Here is a 13,941-nt window from a genome sequence, read left to right as displayed (position 1 = left end):
GCGTTGAAATACAGAACCCCCGATGCAGTACATAGGGGGTTCTGAGTAGAGAAATGCTAGTTGAAAATGTGTAAACCTATTTCAGGACTAGACATCGAGATGGCTGCAAAAATGAATAAGGCGCCCGCAGGCGCCTTTTACATATCGAGATAGCCCGTTTACTGGTCCAACTCGTCCATATATTCATCCAGATTGGCATCGTCGGCCTGCTCTTGCTGAGACGCTTTCAGCTCGGTCTGCTTGCCCGTCACCTTGCCCTGGTTATATTGCAGGTAGAAGTCCTTGGTCAGCGCATAAGGATCGAGGGAGTTGTCGATGATCCGCTCCTGATCGATAAGCTTGGCACGTGTGCCCAAGCCATCCAGTGCCCAGTGTGCAACCTTCATCGGGAAGGTTAACAGGGCATAGGGGAAGTAGAAGCTGTCAATCGCATCACCAACCAGCTCCCGGGTGGTAGTCGGGCCGTAGACAGGCACCATGATGTAGGCACCATTACCGATATCGGCCCTGCCCAGCACTGTGTCCATCTCCAGCTTGTTGCGCTCGAGGCCGGCATGTTTGGCCACATCGAAGATACCCAGCAGACCGACCGTGGTGTTGAGGGTAAAGCGCCCCAGGTTGGTGCCCGCCCCCTTCAAATCACCGGTGATCAGATGGTTCACCATGCTGCTTGGCTCATCAAAGTTGGCAACAAAGTTGGCAATGCCATCCTTCACCCCTACCGGAATATAGCGGGCATAGGCATGTACCACTGGACGTGCTACATAGGGCTCCAGTACATCATAGTTGACCGCCCACATGGCCCGGTTGGCCCCCTGGAAGGGATCGCGCGGATCGGCCGCCGTACTGGTGGCACCCGGATTATTCATGCCGGGATTGAGATCCAGACTCTCTGGGCCAGGCTTGGGTGGGCCACCGGCACAGCCAGCCAGCAAGAGGGCTGCCAGTATGGCCCCTGAACGAAGATACATATGATTGTCCTGACGTTTTATTTTGATTTATCAGAAGTATAGATAACCCGGCACCTATCCAGGAGCCGGGTTATCCAAAGGCATATTAGAGGGCGTGATCGATGCGGATGTCAATCGGAGCAGCAGGGATCTCGGTCGTCTTGACCGGCACGGATACCCCTTCGAAGGCTCCTTCCTTGTTCATCACATTGCCACCGCGCGAGAGACGCGCCTTGAACTGCAGCTCCGGATAGGCCGCCAGTTTGCTGCCTTCCATCATGGCATCGCCATCCCCGAGTGACAGGGTAACAGGCAGGGTTGGCCCTGCGATACGCTTCACGGCGATGGGCATGGGCGGCCCGTTGGGCACCACGGCAAAGACGAAGAGATGGGCATCTTCCGGCATCTGAATGCCCGCCGCCAACGTGACGTGGATGGGGAATTCCCCCTCCTTCACCGCCAGCGGTTGTCCCTCAACTGCGCCCGCTTTGGCTGCGCCTGAATTCGTCACCTCGATGCCGCGCTGCTTGAGCTGCGCGCGGGCATACTCCATGGAGCGCTCGACCATCACGTAACGGGGAGTACCTTTCTCCATCAGTGGCAACATCGCCTGCCAGCGAGCCAGCGCGGTCTGGAAGTCCTCTTTTTGCAGCGCCATAAAGGCATAGACAGAGCGCGCCTCAATATTGTCCGGATCCTGCGCGATAGCAGCCTGCAACAGGGCATCCGCTTGCGCCTCATCCCCCGTCATCATCAGCGCCTGCGCATAAGGCACCGCCACCAGCGATTTCTGGGGAGCCAGCGTGTAGGCCCGCTCCAGCGCCTCGCTGGCCATCTCGGGATCATTGCCATCCAACGCCAAACGTCCCAGCAGCAGCCAGCCGCGGTAGTCGTTCGGTTCATCCTTGAGGCGGGTACGCAGTGCCAGCGTGAAATCCAGCAGATCCTGCTCGGTCACCTGGGCATCGCGTTCCACCAGAATGCGGTTGCTCAGCTCGCCAAGACGGCTGCTGGCATCTTGCCAGCGACTCACCTCTTGCCAGGAGCCCAACTTGTAGTAGAGCCCCAGACTCACCACCAACAGCACCAGCACACCCGGGATCCAGATCAGACTCTTGCCACTGCGGGCAGTCTGCTCCACATCGGGAATATCATCCAAGAGGCTTCGTTGCAGCTCGACCAGCGAGTCAGACTCCTCAGCCAGGACACCCTGCTCGCGCTCTTCGCCAATCTCCAGCAGCCGCTGGCGATAGAGCTGTTTGTTGAGAGCCGAGCGACTGATGCTCTGTTTGCCTTCACCACGCCACAGCGGCACGACGATCGCCAGACTCACCAGCACCAGCAAGCCCGCAATAACTATCCAAAAAGCGGTCATTGTTTCTCTTCCTCTTTGAGCAGCTCGGCCAGTCGGCGCTGCTCCTCCTCGCTCAAGGCGTTATCCAGTTGTTTTTTCACCGCAGGGGGCCGGCGGCTGCGCATCACGACCACGGCTCCACCGATCAGGATCACCAACAGCGGGCCGAGCCAGAGGATCAGGGTGGAGGCCATCAGGGGCGGGTTATAGAGGATAAAGTTGCCGTAGCGGGCCACCATGTAATCCACGATCTCCTCTTTATCCTTGCCCTCGCGCACCATCTGGTAGGTCTTGTCGCGCAAGTCCTTGGCCAGCCCCGCATTGGAGTCGGCGATATCCTGGTTCTGGCACTTGGGGCAGCGCAGCTCCTTGGTCAGTTCGCGAAAGACCTGCTCCTGATTGTCGTTGTCGAAGGTGTAGACATCGATAGCGGCCATGGCGGGTGCTTGCACCACCCATCCCAGCAACAGCAGCAGGGAAGCAATAAATACTCTCATCAGGACTCCCCTCACTTCATGGCATCAAAGATGGGTTTGAGGGTCGACGCCCAGTTCTCGGGGTTGATATCCCCCACGTGGCGATACCGGATGATCCCCTTGCTGTCGATAAAGAAGGTCTCCGGCGCGCCATATACCCCGAGATCCAGCCCCAGCATGCCGTCCGGATCATAGAGGTTGACCTCATAGGGGTTGCCCAGCTCCGCCAGCCATTTGATCGCCTTGTCGCGCTCATCCTTGTAGTTCATGCCGATGATGGGAATGCCCTGCCCTGCCAGCTGTTTGAGGTAGGTGTGCTCGCCATAGCAGGTGGGACACCAGGTAGCCCAGACGTTGAGCAGCATGGGGCGACCAGTCAGGATACTGCGATCGTGCTGCTTTTTCAGATCGTAAATGTCCTGCAGGGTGAACACCGGCACCTCTTTACCCACCATCACGGACTCAAGCTTGGTGGGATCGGAGTAGAGCCCCTTGAACAGGAACACAGCCCCCAGCAAAAAGACGATAAAGGGGATTAAAAACAACCAGGTCTTTTTGTTCATGCCTTGGCCTCCTCCTCACGACGGCCGAAACGGTAACGCTTGTCCAGCATCGCCAGCACGCCACCAATGGCCATAAAAACGCCGCCGAACCAGATCCAGCGCACGAACGGCTTGTAGTAGATCCGCACCGCCCAGGCACCGTTGTCGAGCTGTTCCCCCAGCGCCGCATAGAGATCGCGGGTGATACCGGCATCGATGGCCGCTTCGGTCATCGGCATCCGGGTCACCTTGTACATCCGCTTCTCGGGCTTGAGCAGGGCGACCTGCTTGCCATTGCGGTGCACTTCCAGCACGCCCTTGAAGCCATCGTAGTTGGGGCCGTTCTTCTCCTTGATCCCGGCAAAGACGAACTCGTAATCGGCAAAGTGCACCCGATCACCCGCCTGCATCCGCAGATCCTTCTCGATGCTGTAGTTCTGGGTGCAGGCGATACCTATGATGCTGACTGCCAGCCCCACATGGCCAAGGATCATGGCCCAGTGGCTGTTGCCAAGCTTGCGCACACCGACTGCAAAGCTGTGCTTGTGGGTCGCTCGCGCCCAGGTCTCCTGCACGCTGGTGACGATGATCCAGGCGCCCAGACCAATCCCTACCGCCGCCCACGGCTTGAAGGTTTCGGCAAAGAGCAGCGGCAACAGCAAGGCTGCGGCCAGACTCAGCACCAGTGCCACGACCACCTTGCTTTTGAGTTCCCCCAGCTCCTGACGACGCCAGCGAAACAGCGGGCCAACCCCCAGCAGCAGGGCAAACGGGATGATCAGCCAGCTGTAGATGTGGTTGAAGAAGGGGGTACCGATAGAGATGCTCCCCAGCCCCAGCTCCTTGTGCACCAGCGGCAGCAAGGTACCGAGCAGCACGGTCAGCAGACCCGCCACCAGCATGATGTTGTTGCAAAGCAGCAGGGTCTCGCGGCTCCACAGCTCGTGTTTGCCGTGGCTCTTCACCTGCGAGCCTTTAAAGGCAAACAGCAGCAAGGATGAACCGATCACCGCCAGCAGGAAGCCGAGAATAAACAGGCCGCGGGTCGGATCGGAGGCAAACGCATGCACCGACACCAACACGCCGGAGCGTACCAAGAAGGTACCCAGCAGGCTCAGCGAGAAGGCAGAGAGGGCCAGCAGCACGGTCCACGCCTTGAAGGTGGCGCGCTTCTCGCTCACCGCCAGCGAGTGCAGCAGAGCGGTACCCGCCAGCCAGGGCATGAAGGAGGCGTTTTCTACCGGATCCCAGAACCACCAACCGCCCCAACCAAGCTCGTAGTAGGCCCACCAGGAGCCGAGCACAATGCCCAGGGTCAGGAATACCCAGGCTGCCATGGTCCATGGACGGGACCAGCGTGCCCAGGTCGCATCGAGACGACCGGTCATCAGCGAAGCAATGGCAAAGGCAAACGCCACCGAGAAGCCCACATAACCCATGTAGAGCATCGGCGGATGGAAGATAAGACCCGGATCCTGCAGCAGCGGATTGAGGTCACGACCATCTACCGGGAAATAGGGCAAGGTGCGGGTGAAGGGATCTGAGGTGAACAGCACGAAGGCAGTGAAGCCGACCGAGATCAGCCCCAACACGCCGAGTACCCGCGCGACAGCATCGAGCGGCAGACGGCGGCTGAACATGGCTACCGCCGCAGTCCAGCCACCCAGGGTCAGTACCCACAGCAGCAGAGAGCCTTCGTGGGCCCCCCATACGGCGGAAATGCGATAGGCAAGCGGCAGCAGGCTGTTGGAGTTAGTGGCCACATACTGCACGGTGAAGTCGTTATCGATAAAAGCCCAGGTCAGGCAGAGAAACGACAGCAGCAGCAGCAAGAACTGGGCATAGGCGAGCGGACGGGCCGCCGACATCATGCCAAGACGCCCCCAACTAGCGCCTAGCAGCGGGTAGCTGCCCAGCAGCAGGGCGGTGGCAAAGGCCAGGATCAGCGCAAACTGACCTAATTCCGGGATCATGAAGGCATTCCTTTCAATTGAACGGTGACAACAGCCGCACCACGCACGGCAGGCAAAGCGGAAAAAGCAAACACCACAGGGATCACTGCTTGGCTCCCTTCAACTGCGCCTCGGTATACTCCGGCTTGAAGTGCATGCCGTTGGTGGCATCGGCCACTTCCGGCGGCATGTAGTTCTCATCGTGCTTGGCCAGCACCTCGAACGCCTCTACGGTCGTGGCATCCTTGAGGGTGCCCTGGGCAACAATCCCCTGCCCTTCACGGAACAGATCCGGCAGGATGCCGTCAAACTCGACCTTCACCAGATGACCGCCGTTATCCACCAGCTTGAAGGCAACCTTGAGGCTCTGGGGATCCCGCTGTACCGATCCCGGCACGACCAATCCACCGATGCGCAGGCGCTGCCCCTCTTCCGGCTTGATCTTGTCCGGCCCCTTCCCCTCCACCAGCTCGCTCGGGGTGTAGAAGAGGTCGATATTCTGACTGAGGGCGTAGAGCACCAGCCCGCTGACGGTCGCCAGACCCAGGGTGATGGCAAGAATGATGGTGAGGCGTTTTTTGCGTCTCGGGTTCATAGGGTGTTCTCCATCTGCTGGGCCGCCTTGCGACGGGCCTCACGCGCCTGCTTGCTGCGCAACTCGGCGAGCAGGCTGCGGGTTTTCATGCGGGTAGAAATGATGATGCCGACCAGACACACCAGCGTCAGGCCAAAAGAGAGCCAGACATAGAAGGCGTAACCGCCCATCGCCATAAAATCAGTGAAAGAGGCAAAGTGCATGCTTACTTCTCCTGCTCTGCAATCTCTTTGACCCAGGGGCGATGCCACTCCCGCATCAGGAGCTCATTGCGAAAACGCATCAGGGTCAGGGCCCCGAGAAATGCAGCAAATGCCAGGATCATGATCAGCAGCGGCCAAAGCATCTCAGGTGAAATGGAAGGTTTGTCAAATTTGGTGATGGTGGCCCCCTGATGCAGGGTGTTCCACCACTCCACCGAGTAGTGAATGATGGGCAGGTTGATCACCCCAACCAGTGCCAGAATGCCGGCCGCACGGCCAGCGACCACCTTGTCGCTGAAGGCGTTGTAGAGAGCAATCACGCCGAGGTAGAGAAACAGCAGGATCAGTTCAGAGGTGAGCCGCGCATCCCACACCCACCAGGTTCCCCACATCGGCTTGCCCCAGGCGGCACCGGTAAAGAGGGCAATAAAGGTAAATACGGCGCCGACCGGCGCAATGGCTGCAACCGTCATGTCCGCCATCCGCAATTGCCACACCAGGCCGATAAACGCGGCCACCGCCATGGTGGAGTAGGCCCCCATGGAGAGAATGGCGGAAGGCACGTGGATATAGATGATCCGGAACGAATCTCCCTGCTGGTAATCCGCTGGCGCAAACGCGAGGCCCCAGACAGTACCGATCACAAACGAGAGCAGACTAATTACCGCAAACCAGGGCAACAGCGTGCCTGCCAGCTGATAGGCACGCTCCGGTTTGGCATAAGGGTGCAACCATTTCCACATAGCTCACAAAACCTTTTTGTTATTAATCGTTTGGCGAGGCCTACCATACCGACCACAGGGCAGCATCAAATACCCCGAAAGCAATAAGCGGCACTCTCCTTGATCCATCGCAACATTATTTTTTGCAAAAAGACCCCATTCGGAGCCAAATTCGGTTCAGCTCACGGCCATCAGTTGAGGCTGACCCGCAACGCCGCCGACACAGCCAGCGGCGTCAGTGTCAAAGCCCCCACCAGCATTGCGGCCAGAATGGCAAGCTGCCCGCCATAGGGCAAGCTCATCCCCGCGGCATCGATGGCTGAGGTGGCAAAAATCAGTACCGGAATATAGAGCGGCAGGATCAGCAGACTAAGCAGCACCCCGCCTTTGCGCAGTCCCACCGTCAACGCGACCCCGACCGCGCCGAGCAGGCTCAATACAGGAGTGCCCAGTGCCAGCGTCGCAACGACAGCCAGATAGGTGTTCATATCCAGCGACAGCAAAATCGCCAGCAAGGGAGAGATCAGCAGCAGCGGCAAGCCGGTCAGCAGCCAGTGAGCGACCACTTTCGCCAGCGCCAGCAAGCCCAGCGGGTGCGGCATCAGCATCATCTGCTCCAACGCGCCATCGGCAAAGTCGTCGCGAAACAGTCGCTCCAGCGACAGCATGGCCGCCAATAGCGCCGCCACCCAGATGATCCCCGGGGCAATACGGGCCAGCAGTTTGGGCTCCGGGCCAATCCCTAACGGAAACAGGGTGATGACGATGAGGAAAAACCAGAGCGGGTTGAGAATATCGGAACGCTGGCGCAGAGCCATCAGCAGTTCACGGTGAATAAGGTGCATAACAGCGCGCAACATGTCGTTACTCCTGCAATGTCGATGCGAAGGGGGTCAACGAGATAGTCTTCAGCCGTCCCTGCATCAGGGTCAGATCCTGATGGGTGGTGAGGATCACCATGCCGCCCCGCTCGGCGTGGGCCAGAAAGAGCTGTTCGAGCACCTTGACCCCTTGCTTGTCGATGGCTGTAAAGGGCTCATCGAGGATCCAGAGTGCCGGTTTCTGTGACAGCCAGAGTCTGGCCAGAGCCACTCGGCGTTGCTGACCGGCAGAGAGTTGCCCGGTCGGGTTCTCTTCAAATCCGGCCAGCCCTACCCTGGCCAATATCTGCCACAAGTCAGTCTCTGTTTGCTGCGGGTGATGTAACTGCTGGTAGAATTTCAGGTTTTCAAAAGGGGTCAGCGCCGCTTTGACACCGGGCTGATGGCCGAGATAGAGCAGATTGGCATGATACTCATCACGACAGTGACGAATATTCTCCCCATTCCAGCACACCTCACCGGCAAACGGCTGCGACAGCCCGGTCAACAACCGCAACAGGCTTGTCTTGCCAACCCCGTTGGGCCCTTCAATTTGCACCAGATCGCCGGGCGCAACAGAGAAAGAGAGGTGTTCAAACAGAGTGCGATCTTCGCGCACGCAGCTCAGATTGTTAACTTGAAGCAGCATGGGGATTTTTTCAGAGAAAATGAAGCGGTCTGCATCTTAACACAGTATTGGAATACGTCTTTTCAAAGATGCAACAATTGAACTGACTGGCGACCGGGATCACAAAGAAAATACGGTAGAAACCGCCTGGTCAACGCAGCTGGGGGAAAAGCGGCTGCACGCCATAAAATTCAGGAAGGCAATTGCCTTCCTGAATCATCAAGAGCGACCTTTTCGCAACGATATCAAGAGCTCAGCCTCTGCCTTTGGCAACTCGCACTCACTCATGACTTCATCAAGATCGGCGCCCAGTTCGACCATCTTTGCCGCTCGGCTGTAGAGCCTGCGTTCGGGATCCTGCATAGTCAGCTCTTGCTGGCGCTCATTGACCTGCTGCATCGCCCCTTCCACCGACTGCAGACGCTGCCCCATGCCAATAGCGCCGGTATGGAGTTCCATCATCTGCTTGCGCAAGCTTTCCAGCTGACCTTGCAGGGTTGCCACACTGGCCTCGGACTCCTGCTTGCTGCGCTTGCTCTTGAACCAGATATAAGAGGCAAACGCCAAGGCAATCAGGGACACCCCCAAGGCAACCATCTCGATTATCAAAACATCACCTTACTTATCAGAGGGAACCGATATCTTCCCACTCTTCATCGGAGAGCAGCTTGTTCAAGTCAACCAAGATCAGCAGTTGCCCATCGCGGTTGCTCACCCCCTGAATAAACTTGGCGCTCTCTTCAGTACCGACCGCTGGTGCCGCATCGATCTCGGAAGAACGCAGATAAACCACTTCTGCCACGCTGTCGACCATGATGCCGATCACCTGTTTCTCGGCCTCGATGATAACGATCCGGGAGTTTTCACTCACATCACCGGAAGGCAGACCGAAACGGGAACGGGTATCGATGACAGTCACCACATTGCCACGCAGGTTGATGATCCCCAGTACGTACTCAGGCGCACCCGGCACCGGTGCAATTTCGGTGTAGCGCAACACCTCCTGAACCTGCATCACATTGATGCCGTAGGTTTCGTTTTCCAGTTGGAAGGTTACCCATTGCAGCACTTCATCTTCGGCCAGATTCTGTGCAATATTGCGCTTTTCTGTCATGTTTTTATTCCTTTTATGAAAACGTCTACTGCTAAAACTAGCAATAAAACAGCTCGATTGCAGAAGTTATCAGCGACCTTCTATGTTAACCCCACGCTCCAGCAACAGGAGCAGTTCGCGGACATGTAACAGGGCACACATTTTTTCTTTGACCATGCCCGCCAACCAGGGGCGCTTGCCCTCCTGATGGCGCCATTTCACCTGGTCACGGTGTAACAATTCAGTCCCTTTGAGATGATGGCAGGCTAATCCCCACGGAGATTCACCAAGCATAATCAAATACTTGTAATCATCCATCTCGAGATGCTGACCCGGCATGACCCACTGGGCAGTATCGACCACATTCATCTTCTGCTCGCGAGAGGTCATGATCCCCTTGTACCAGCCAGGCTGGCCAAACAGGGAGGTGATCTCGCCCAGCTGATGAATACCACCCAGCTCGGTCAACGGGACCGCAAACGTCACACCCGCGACTTCAAAGAAAAGGGCCTGAAACTCTTTGCCGGTATCGATATTTTCCCAGGCAACAGGTTCACTGGCCTCTACCGGAGCAACCTCCAGCGCCGTCTCGGTCAGGATAGTAGTATGGGGCTCCGCAACCTCGGGGAGCAGCACCTCCGCAGGCCACTCAGGCTCCACCGGCAACAGTGACTCCTCCGCCACAATCTCCAGCGGTGCGGTGAGTGTTATCTCCTGGGTGAAGGCGTCATTCTCAAACTGGACTTGTCCCACCTGAGCTAATAGCTCACCGAGCTGGGCAAGCCGTGGATCGCTTTCGAGGTATGGTGCGGCGACTACCTCGGGGACGCTTTGGGGCTGACGTTGCAACTGTAAAACAGGGGCAGATTGAACCTCTTCCACCTCATCCAGCACCAGTGGCTCATCGAGCAGCAGGGAGTGGAAATAGTCATCCATCGCCCGTACTTGAATGGTATCTCTCATGCCGTCACCTCATGAACCCGTTGCCGCTCAAGGGCATCAAGATGGTTGAGCAGCGTTTCATATGCATAGGTTCCACGACTCCCGGGAGAATAGATAGACGGGGGGATATGCAGCAAGCTGGCATCCCGAAACTTGGTATCAATAGGGATCACCGCATTCCACACCGAATCTCCATATTGATCCTTGATCGACTTCAAGGTCATCAGAGAGGCACGGGTGCGCTTGTCGAACATGGTCGGGATCACGGTATAGCGGAACTTGTCACGCTTGGAACGCTGCATGATCTCGAATGTTTTCATCATCCGCTCCAACCCCTTGAGGGCCAGAAATTCTGTCTGGACAGGCACCAGAATGCGATCGCAGGCAGCCAGCGCGTTGACCATCATCACCCCCAGTACTGGCGGGCAATCGATCAGCACGTAATCATATTGCTCCTGAATGCGCAGCAGTGCCCGCTTCAGTACCAGTCCCATCCCCTCACGATTGCCCATCACCCGATCAAGGGTCGCCAAGGTAATAGATGCTGGCAGTAAGTTGATATTTTCGAACTTGGTCTTGAGCGTCAGTTTATTGACAAGCTCGGCTGTCGGTTTGACAGCTTGAAACAACTCATAGAGGGTTCCATCCAGGCGATCTGAATCAAAATCAAGATATGCAGTCAGCGAAGCATGGGGATCGGTATCAATCAACAGCACCCGCTGGCCACGCTGGGCCAGGATCCCCGCAAGCGAGACCACTGTGGTGGTTTTACCCACACCACCTTTCTGGTTGGCAACCGTCCAAACAATCACTGTATCAATCCTGCCTTGTTGTTATGCGTATGCCACCACCGGGCAAGGTGATCACCTTTATCTCTCCTGCATCCACCGCCTGTTGTACAGCAGGAACCGGTTCGGCAACTACCGTAGGCGTTGCAACCACAGGTGCCGGCGGCACCCAGGCAAATTTGGAGATAGCGACCACAACCTTGCGATTCTGCAGTCTGCCCTGCTCGCTGCCGTTGTCAGCAAAGGGGGAAAACTCGCCATATGCCTCGAACGCCAGACGCTGAGGGGCGATCCCATCGGCAATCAAGCCATTGAGTACCGCCTCGGCCCGAGCAGCAGAAAGCGCCCAGTTAGAACGATAAATTTCATTATTTATCTGTTGGTTATCGGTATAACCCCGAACCCTTACATAGTTATCGACCGGTTTGAGAATACTTGAAAGAGTATTAATGACCGGTGCAGCGTTTGGTCCCAAAAAGGCACTGCCGCTGCCAAACAACAAGCCGGAACTGAGTTCAACCGTCAGCCAGTTCTCATCCTGCGTCAGTTTGACGATACCGGCATCCACCAGCGAGCCCATACTCTGTTGCAACTGCATATCAAGTTTCGCAAGTGTCGTGCCATCTTGCAGTACTGGCACTCCAGAAATGGGAGCAACTGAAGGAGAGGGGGATGCTGGGCTTTCCAGCAATGATGGAGAGGCAGATACCGGGTTATCCAGCAGGGAATTACCCTGCCCTTCAAGCAAGCCATTGCCGCCAGACTGCATGACACTGAACGCCTGGCTCATACCATCAATCACCGCGCGATACTTGTCCTTGTTCACCAGCGCAACAGAGTAAAGCACCACGAACAAAGCAAAGATCAGCGTCATATAATCGGCATAGGAGACCAGCCAGCGGTCAAGATGCTCGCGACCCTGCAAGTGCAACCGATAGCGCTTGCGCATGGCTACTCTCCTTTCAAATAGGCCCTGAGCCGGCGTTCAACCTGCAAGCCGTTTTCACCATGGGCGATAGCCAGCAGCCCCTCCAGGGTCATCTCCTGAAAGAGTGCATAGTGATAGTGAAATGCGCGTAGCCGGTTGGCGATAGGCAGGTAGATGAGGTTGGCAAACCCCACTCCATAGATGGTTGCCACAAATGCCACTGCGATACCCGCCCCCAGCGCTGACGGGTCTTCGAGATGAAACATGGCCTGGATCAGGCCCAGCACGGCACCGATGATCCCGATGGTCGGACTGTACCCCCCCATGGCTTCAAATACTCTGGCGGCATGTTCATTGCGCTCCTGCTCGATATCGATGTCCGCTTCCAGCAGCATACGGATATCCTCTGTGGAGACCCCATCGACAATCATACCAAGCCCTTGGCGGGTAAAGTTGTCTTCCTCCTGCTCGGCCTGATTTTCAAGGGCCAGCAGTCCTTGCTGGCGCGCAAAGACTGCCCATGACTGCAACCGTTCGGCCTGCGTCGCAAGATCTTGGTGGGGAGGGGTAAAAATCCACAACAGCTGGCGCAACGCCAGCAAGATGTACTTGGCTGGAGTCTGCAACGTGACGGCACCGACGGTACCACCCAGCACGATCAAAAAAGCAGGGCCGTCCACCAGCGTCAACAGGGAGCCGCCATGCCACAGTTGGGCAATGGCAATAGCCCCCAATGCCAGGAGCAGACCGAGCAAGCCCATGATTAGCGCCCCAACTCAACCAGAATACGCTGGGCCACCTTGTCCAGAGGGAGTGATTCGCTGGCAATCCCCGCTTTGGCTACCGCTTGGGGCATACCATATACCACGCAGGAAGCCTCATCCTGAGCCCAGATGGTTGATCCCTGCTCTTTCAGCAGTCTGGCGCCATCACGGCCATCAGCCCCCATACCGGTCAGCACAATCGCCAATACCTTGTCGGCATAGGTTTTGGCCGCAGAGGCAAAGGTGATGTCCACACAAGGCTTGTAATTTACCTTGTCGTTGCCATCCACGATGCGAATGCGGGCCCCTGCACCACGACCTTCCAGCAGCATCTGCTTACCACCGGGAGCAAGGTAGGCATGCCCGGGTTTAAGCACATCGCCATCTTCCGCTTCCTTGACGCCAATCTGACATAACCCGTTGAGACGGGCAGCAAACGCGGCAGTAAAAGTGGCTGGCATATGCTGGATAAGCAGGATGGGATGGGGAAAATCCCCCGGCAACTTGGTCAGCACATTTTGCAAAGCAACAGGCCCGCCGGTAGAAGTACCGATCGCCACCAACTGATAACTCTTGCCACTACGCTTGAATGAAGCACTTGGCACAGTGCGTTGCAGGTCAGGCTGACGATCAGGAGTTCTGGGCGCTATGCTGCCCAGAGGAGCACGAGCAACCGATTCAGGTGCTTTGGGACGAGCAGTGGATGTCATCAGGAAGCGCTTGCGGGAGATCTCCTTCACCCGTTGTTGCAACAGTCTGACCGCTTCATCTTTGTCTCTGGCAATGTCCTCAAACTTCTTGGGCAAGAAGTCGAGTGCACCGGCGTCCAGCGCATCAAGCGTAGCCTTGGCCCCTTCATGGGTCAGGGAGGAGAACATCAGAATGGGGGTTGGGCACTTGGCCATGATCTCCCGCACCGCACTGATGCCATCCATCACGGGCATCTCTATGTCCATGGTGATCACATCAGGGCGCAGCGACATAGCCTTGTCCACCGCCTCACGTCCATTCTGGGCCGTATCAATCACCGTCAGCATGGGATCCTGATTGATGATCTCGCTCACCCGACGGCGAAAGAAGCTCGAATCGTCGACAACTAATACCTTGACTGCCATTGTTGTTTTTCTAACTCCTTGGGCCTGAG

Annotated in this window: 17 protein-coding genes; all 17 read right to left on the bottom strand. The window is 57.0% G+C overall.

The window, feature by feature from the left end; all coding sequences use genetic code 11:
- Nucleotides 1-158: 158 nt before the first annotated feature.
- The 17 genes from AB5Y82_RS15715 to AB5Y82_RS15635 all read right to left on the bottom strand — a co-directional run bounded on the left by AB5Y82_RS15715 (nt 159) and on the right by AB5Y82_RS15635 (nt 13,912).
- Nucleotides 159-971, bottom strand: a complete 813-nt coding sequence (locus AB5Y82_RS15715) for a VacJ family lipoprotein (RefSeq protein ID WP_005334673.1) — start codon at nt 969-971, stop codon at nt 159-161.
- Between the two features lie 85 nt (nt 972-1,056).
- On the bottom strand, nt 1,057-2,325 hold the full coding sequence (gene ccmI, locus AB5Y82_RS15710; RefSeq protein ID WP_368174206.1) for a c-type cytochrome biogenesis protein CcmI: 1,269 nt from the start codon (nt 2,323-2,325) through the stop codon (nt 1,057-1,059).
- Nucleotides 2,322-2,801, bottom strand: coding sequence for a cytochrome c-type biogenesis protein (locus tag AB5Y82_RS15705; RefSeq protein WP_017788562.1), 480 nt, complete (start codon nt 2,799-2,801; stop codon nt 2,322-2,324). The genes ccmI and AB5Y82_RS15705 overlap by 4 nt, the downstream gene beginning before the upstream one ends.
- A gap of 11 nt (nt 2,802-2,812) precedes the next feature.
- Nucleotides 2,813-3,343, bottom strand: a complete 531-nt coding sequence (locus AB5Y82_RS15700) for a DsbE family thiol:disulfide interchange protein (protein ID WP_111900485.1) — start codon at nt 3,341-3,343, stop codon at nt 2,813-2,815.
- Entirely contained in the window at nt 3,340-5,295 is a 1,956-nt protein-coding gene (locus tag AB5Y82_RS15695) for a heme lyase CcmF/NrfE family subunit (RefSeq protein ID WP_021229892.1), read from the bottom strand. The genes AB5Y82_RS15700 and AB5Y82_RS15695 overlap by 4 nt, the downstream gene beginning before the upstream one ends.
- Nucleotides 5,296-5,377: 82 nt before the next feature.
- Complete coding sequence (gene ccmE, locus AB5Y82_RS15690; protein ID WP_005334685.1) at nt 5,378-5,869, bottom strand: cytochrome c maturation protein CcmE; 492 nt, start codon at nt 5,867-5,869, stop codon at nt 5,378-5,380.
- A complete protein-coding gene (gene ccmD / locus AB5Y82_RS15685) occupies nt 5,866-6,072 on the bottom strand; it encodes a heme exporter protein CcmD (RefSeq protein ID WP_368174205.1) in 207 nt (68 codons plus the stop codon). Before ccmD ends, ccmE begins: the two co-directional genes overlap by 4 nt.
- A 2-nt stretch (nt 6,073-6,074) precedes the next feature.
- Nucleotides 6,075-6,815, bottom strand: coding sequence for a heme ABC transporter permease (locus tag AB5Y82_RS15680; RefSeq protein WP_005334687.1), 741 nt, complete (start codon nt 6,813-6,815; stop codon nt 6,075-6,077).
- Between the two features lie 170 nt (nt 6,816-6,985).
- Nucleotides 6,986-7,654, bottom strand: coding sequence for a heme exporter protein CcmB (ccmB, locus tag AB5Y82_RS15675; RefSeq protein ID WP_005353658.1), 669 nt, complete (start codon nt 7,652-7,654; stop codon nt 6,986-6,988).
- Nucleotides 7,655-7,658: 4 nt separating this feature from the next.
- A complete protein-coding gene (gene ccmA / locus AB5Y82_RS15670) occupies nt 7,659-8,303 on the bottom strand; it encodes a cytochrome c biogenesis heme-transporting ATPase CcmA (protein WP_005353659.1) in 645 nt (214 codons plus the stop codon).
- A gap of 198 nt (nt 8,304-8,501) precedes the next feature.
- On the bottom strand, nt 8,502-8,879 hold the full coding sequence (locus AB5Y82_RS15665) for a DUF2802 domain-containing protein (protein ID WP_005353661.1): 378 nt from the start codon (nt 8,877-8,879) through the stop codon (nt 8,502-8,504).
- A 28-nt stretch (nt 8,880-8,907) separates the two neighbouring features.
- Nucleotides 8,908-9,396, bottom strand: a complete 489-nt coding sequence (locus AB5Y82_RS15660) for a chemotaxis protein CheW (RefSeq protein ID WP_005298836.1) — start codon at nt 9,394-9,396, stop codon at nt 8,908-8,910.
- Between the two features lie 69 nt (nt 9,397-9,465).
- The gene (locus AB5Y82_RS15655) at nt 9,466-10,338 is read right to left on the bottom strand and encodes a chemotaxis protein CheW (protein WP_042054452.1); all 873 of its coding nucleotides are present in this window, start codon (nt 10,336-10,338) and stop codon (nt 9,466-9,468) included.
- A complete protein-coding gene (locus AB5Y82_RS15650; RefSeq protein WP_005353663.1) occupies nt 10,335-11,129 on the bottom strand; it encodes a ParA family protein in 795 nt (264 codons plus the stop codon). The genes AB5Y82_RS15655 and AB5Y82_RS15650 overlap by 4 nt, the downstream gene beginning before the upstream one ends.
- Before the next feature lie 4 nt (nt 11,130-11,133).
- Nucleotides 11,134-12,054 (bottom strand): flagellar motor protein MotB, encoded by a 921-nt coding sequence (locus tag AB5Y82_RS15645; RefSeq protein ID WP_115521173.1) that lies wholly within the window; start codon nt 12,052-12,054, stop codon nt 11,134-11,136.
- A gap of 2 nt (nt 12,055-12,056) precedes the next feature.
- Nucleotides 12,057-12,794 (bottom strand): flagellar motor protein, encoded by a 738-nt coding sequence (locus AB5Y82_RS15640; RefSeq protein WP_005334700.1) that lies wholly within the window; start codon nt 12,792-12,794, stop codon nt 12,057-12,059.
- Nucleotides 12,795-12,796: 2 nt separating this feature from the next.
- Nucleotides 12,797-13,912, bottom strand: coding sequence for a chemotaxis response regulator protein-glutamate methylesterase (locus AB5Y82_RS15635; protein ID WP_368174204.1), 1,116 nt, complete (start codon nt 13,910-13,912; stop codon nt 12,797-12,799).
- Nucleotides 13,913-13,941 lie beyond the last annotated feature (29 nt).

It is taken from the genome of Aeromonas sp. s13 (assembly GCF_040907905.1).
GTDB lineage: Bacteria > Pseudomonadota > Gammaproteobacteria > Enterobacterales > Aeromonadaceae > Aeromonas > Aeromonas veronii.
This window is presented reverse-complemented; position numbering and strand designations above follow the sequence as displayed.

Excerpts from the sequence above, each read along its gene's own strand:
- AB5Y82_RS15715 (WP_005334673.1), bottom strand. The coding sequence starts at position 971 with ATGTATCTTCGTTCAGGGGCCATACTGGCAGCCCTCTTGCTGGCTGGC.
- ccmI (WP_368174206.1), bottom strand. The coding sequence starts at position 2,325 with ATGACCGCTTTTTGGATAGTTATTGCGGGCTTGCTGGTGCTGGTGAGT.
- AB5Y82_RS15705 (WP_017788562.1), bottom strand. The coding sequence starts at position 2,801 with ATGAGAGTATTTATTGCTTCCCTGCTGCTGTTGCTGGGATGGGTGGTG.
- AB5Y82_RS15700 (WP_111900485.1), bottom strand. The coding sequence starts at position 3,343 with ATGAACAAAAAGACCTGGTTGTTTTTAATCCCCTTTATCGTCTTTTTG.
- AB5Y82_RS15695 (WP_021229892.1), bottom strand. The coding sequence starts at position 5,295 with ATGATCCCGGAATTAGGTCAGTTTGCGCTGATCCTGGCCTTTGCCACC.
- ccmE (WP_005334685.1), bottom strand. The coding sequence starts at position 5,869 with ATGAACCCGAGACGCAAAAAACGCCTCACCATCATTCTTGCCATCACC.
- ccmD (WP_368174205.1), bottom strand. The coding sequence starts at position 6,072 with ATGCACTTTGCCTCTTTCACTGATTTTATGGCGATGGGCGGTTACGCC.
- AB5Y82_RS15680 (WP_005334687.1), bottom strand. The coding sequence starts at position 6,815 with ATGTGGAAATGGTTGCACCCTTATGCCAAACCGGAGCGTGCCTATCAG.
- ccmB (WP_005353658.1), bottom strand. The coding sequence starts at position 7,654 with ATGTTGCGCGCTGTTATGCACCTTATTCACCGTGAACTGCTGATGGCT.
- ccmA (WP_005353659.1), bottom strand. The coding sequence starts at position 8,303 with ATGCTGCTTCAAGTTAACAATCTGAGCTGCGTGCGCGAAGATCGCACT.
- AB5Y82_RS15665 (WP_005353661.1), bottom strand. The coding sequence starts at position 8,879 with ATGGTTGCCTTGGGGGTGTCCCTGATTGCCTTGGCGTTTGCCTCTTAT.
- AB5Y82_RS15660 (WP_005298836.1), bottom strand. The coding sequence starts at position 9,396 with ATGACAGAAAAGCGCAATATTGCACAGAATCTGGCCGAAGATGAAGTG.
- AB5Y82_RS15655 (WP_042054452.1), bottom strand. The coding sequence starts at position 10,338 with ATGAGAGATACCATTCAAGTACGGGCGATGGATGACTATTTCCACTCC.
- AB5Y82_RS15645 (WP_115521173.1), bottom strand. The coding sequence starts at position 12,054 with ATGCGCAAGCGCTATCGGTTGCACTTGCAGGGTCGCGAGCATCTTGAC.
- AB5Y82_RS15640 (WP_005334700.1), bottom strand. The coding sequence starts at position 12,794 with ATGGGCTTGCTCGGTCTGCTCCTGGCATTGGGGGCTATTGCCATTGCC.
- AB5Y82_RS15635 (WP_368174204.1), bottom strand. The coding sequence starts at position 13,912 with ATGGCAGTCAAGGTATTAGTTGTCGACGATTCGAGCTTCTTTCGCCGT.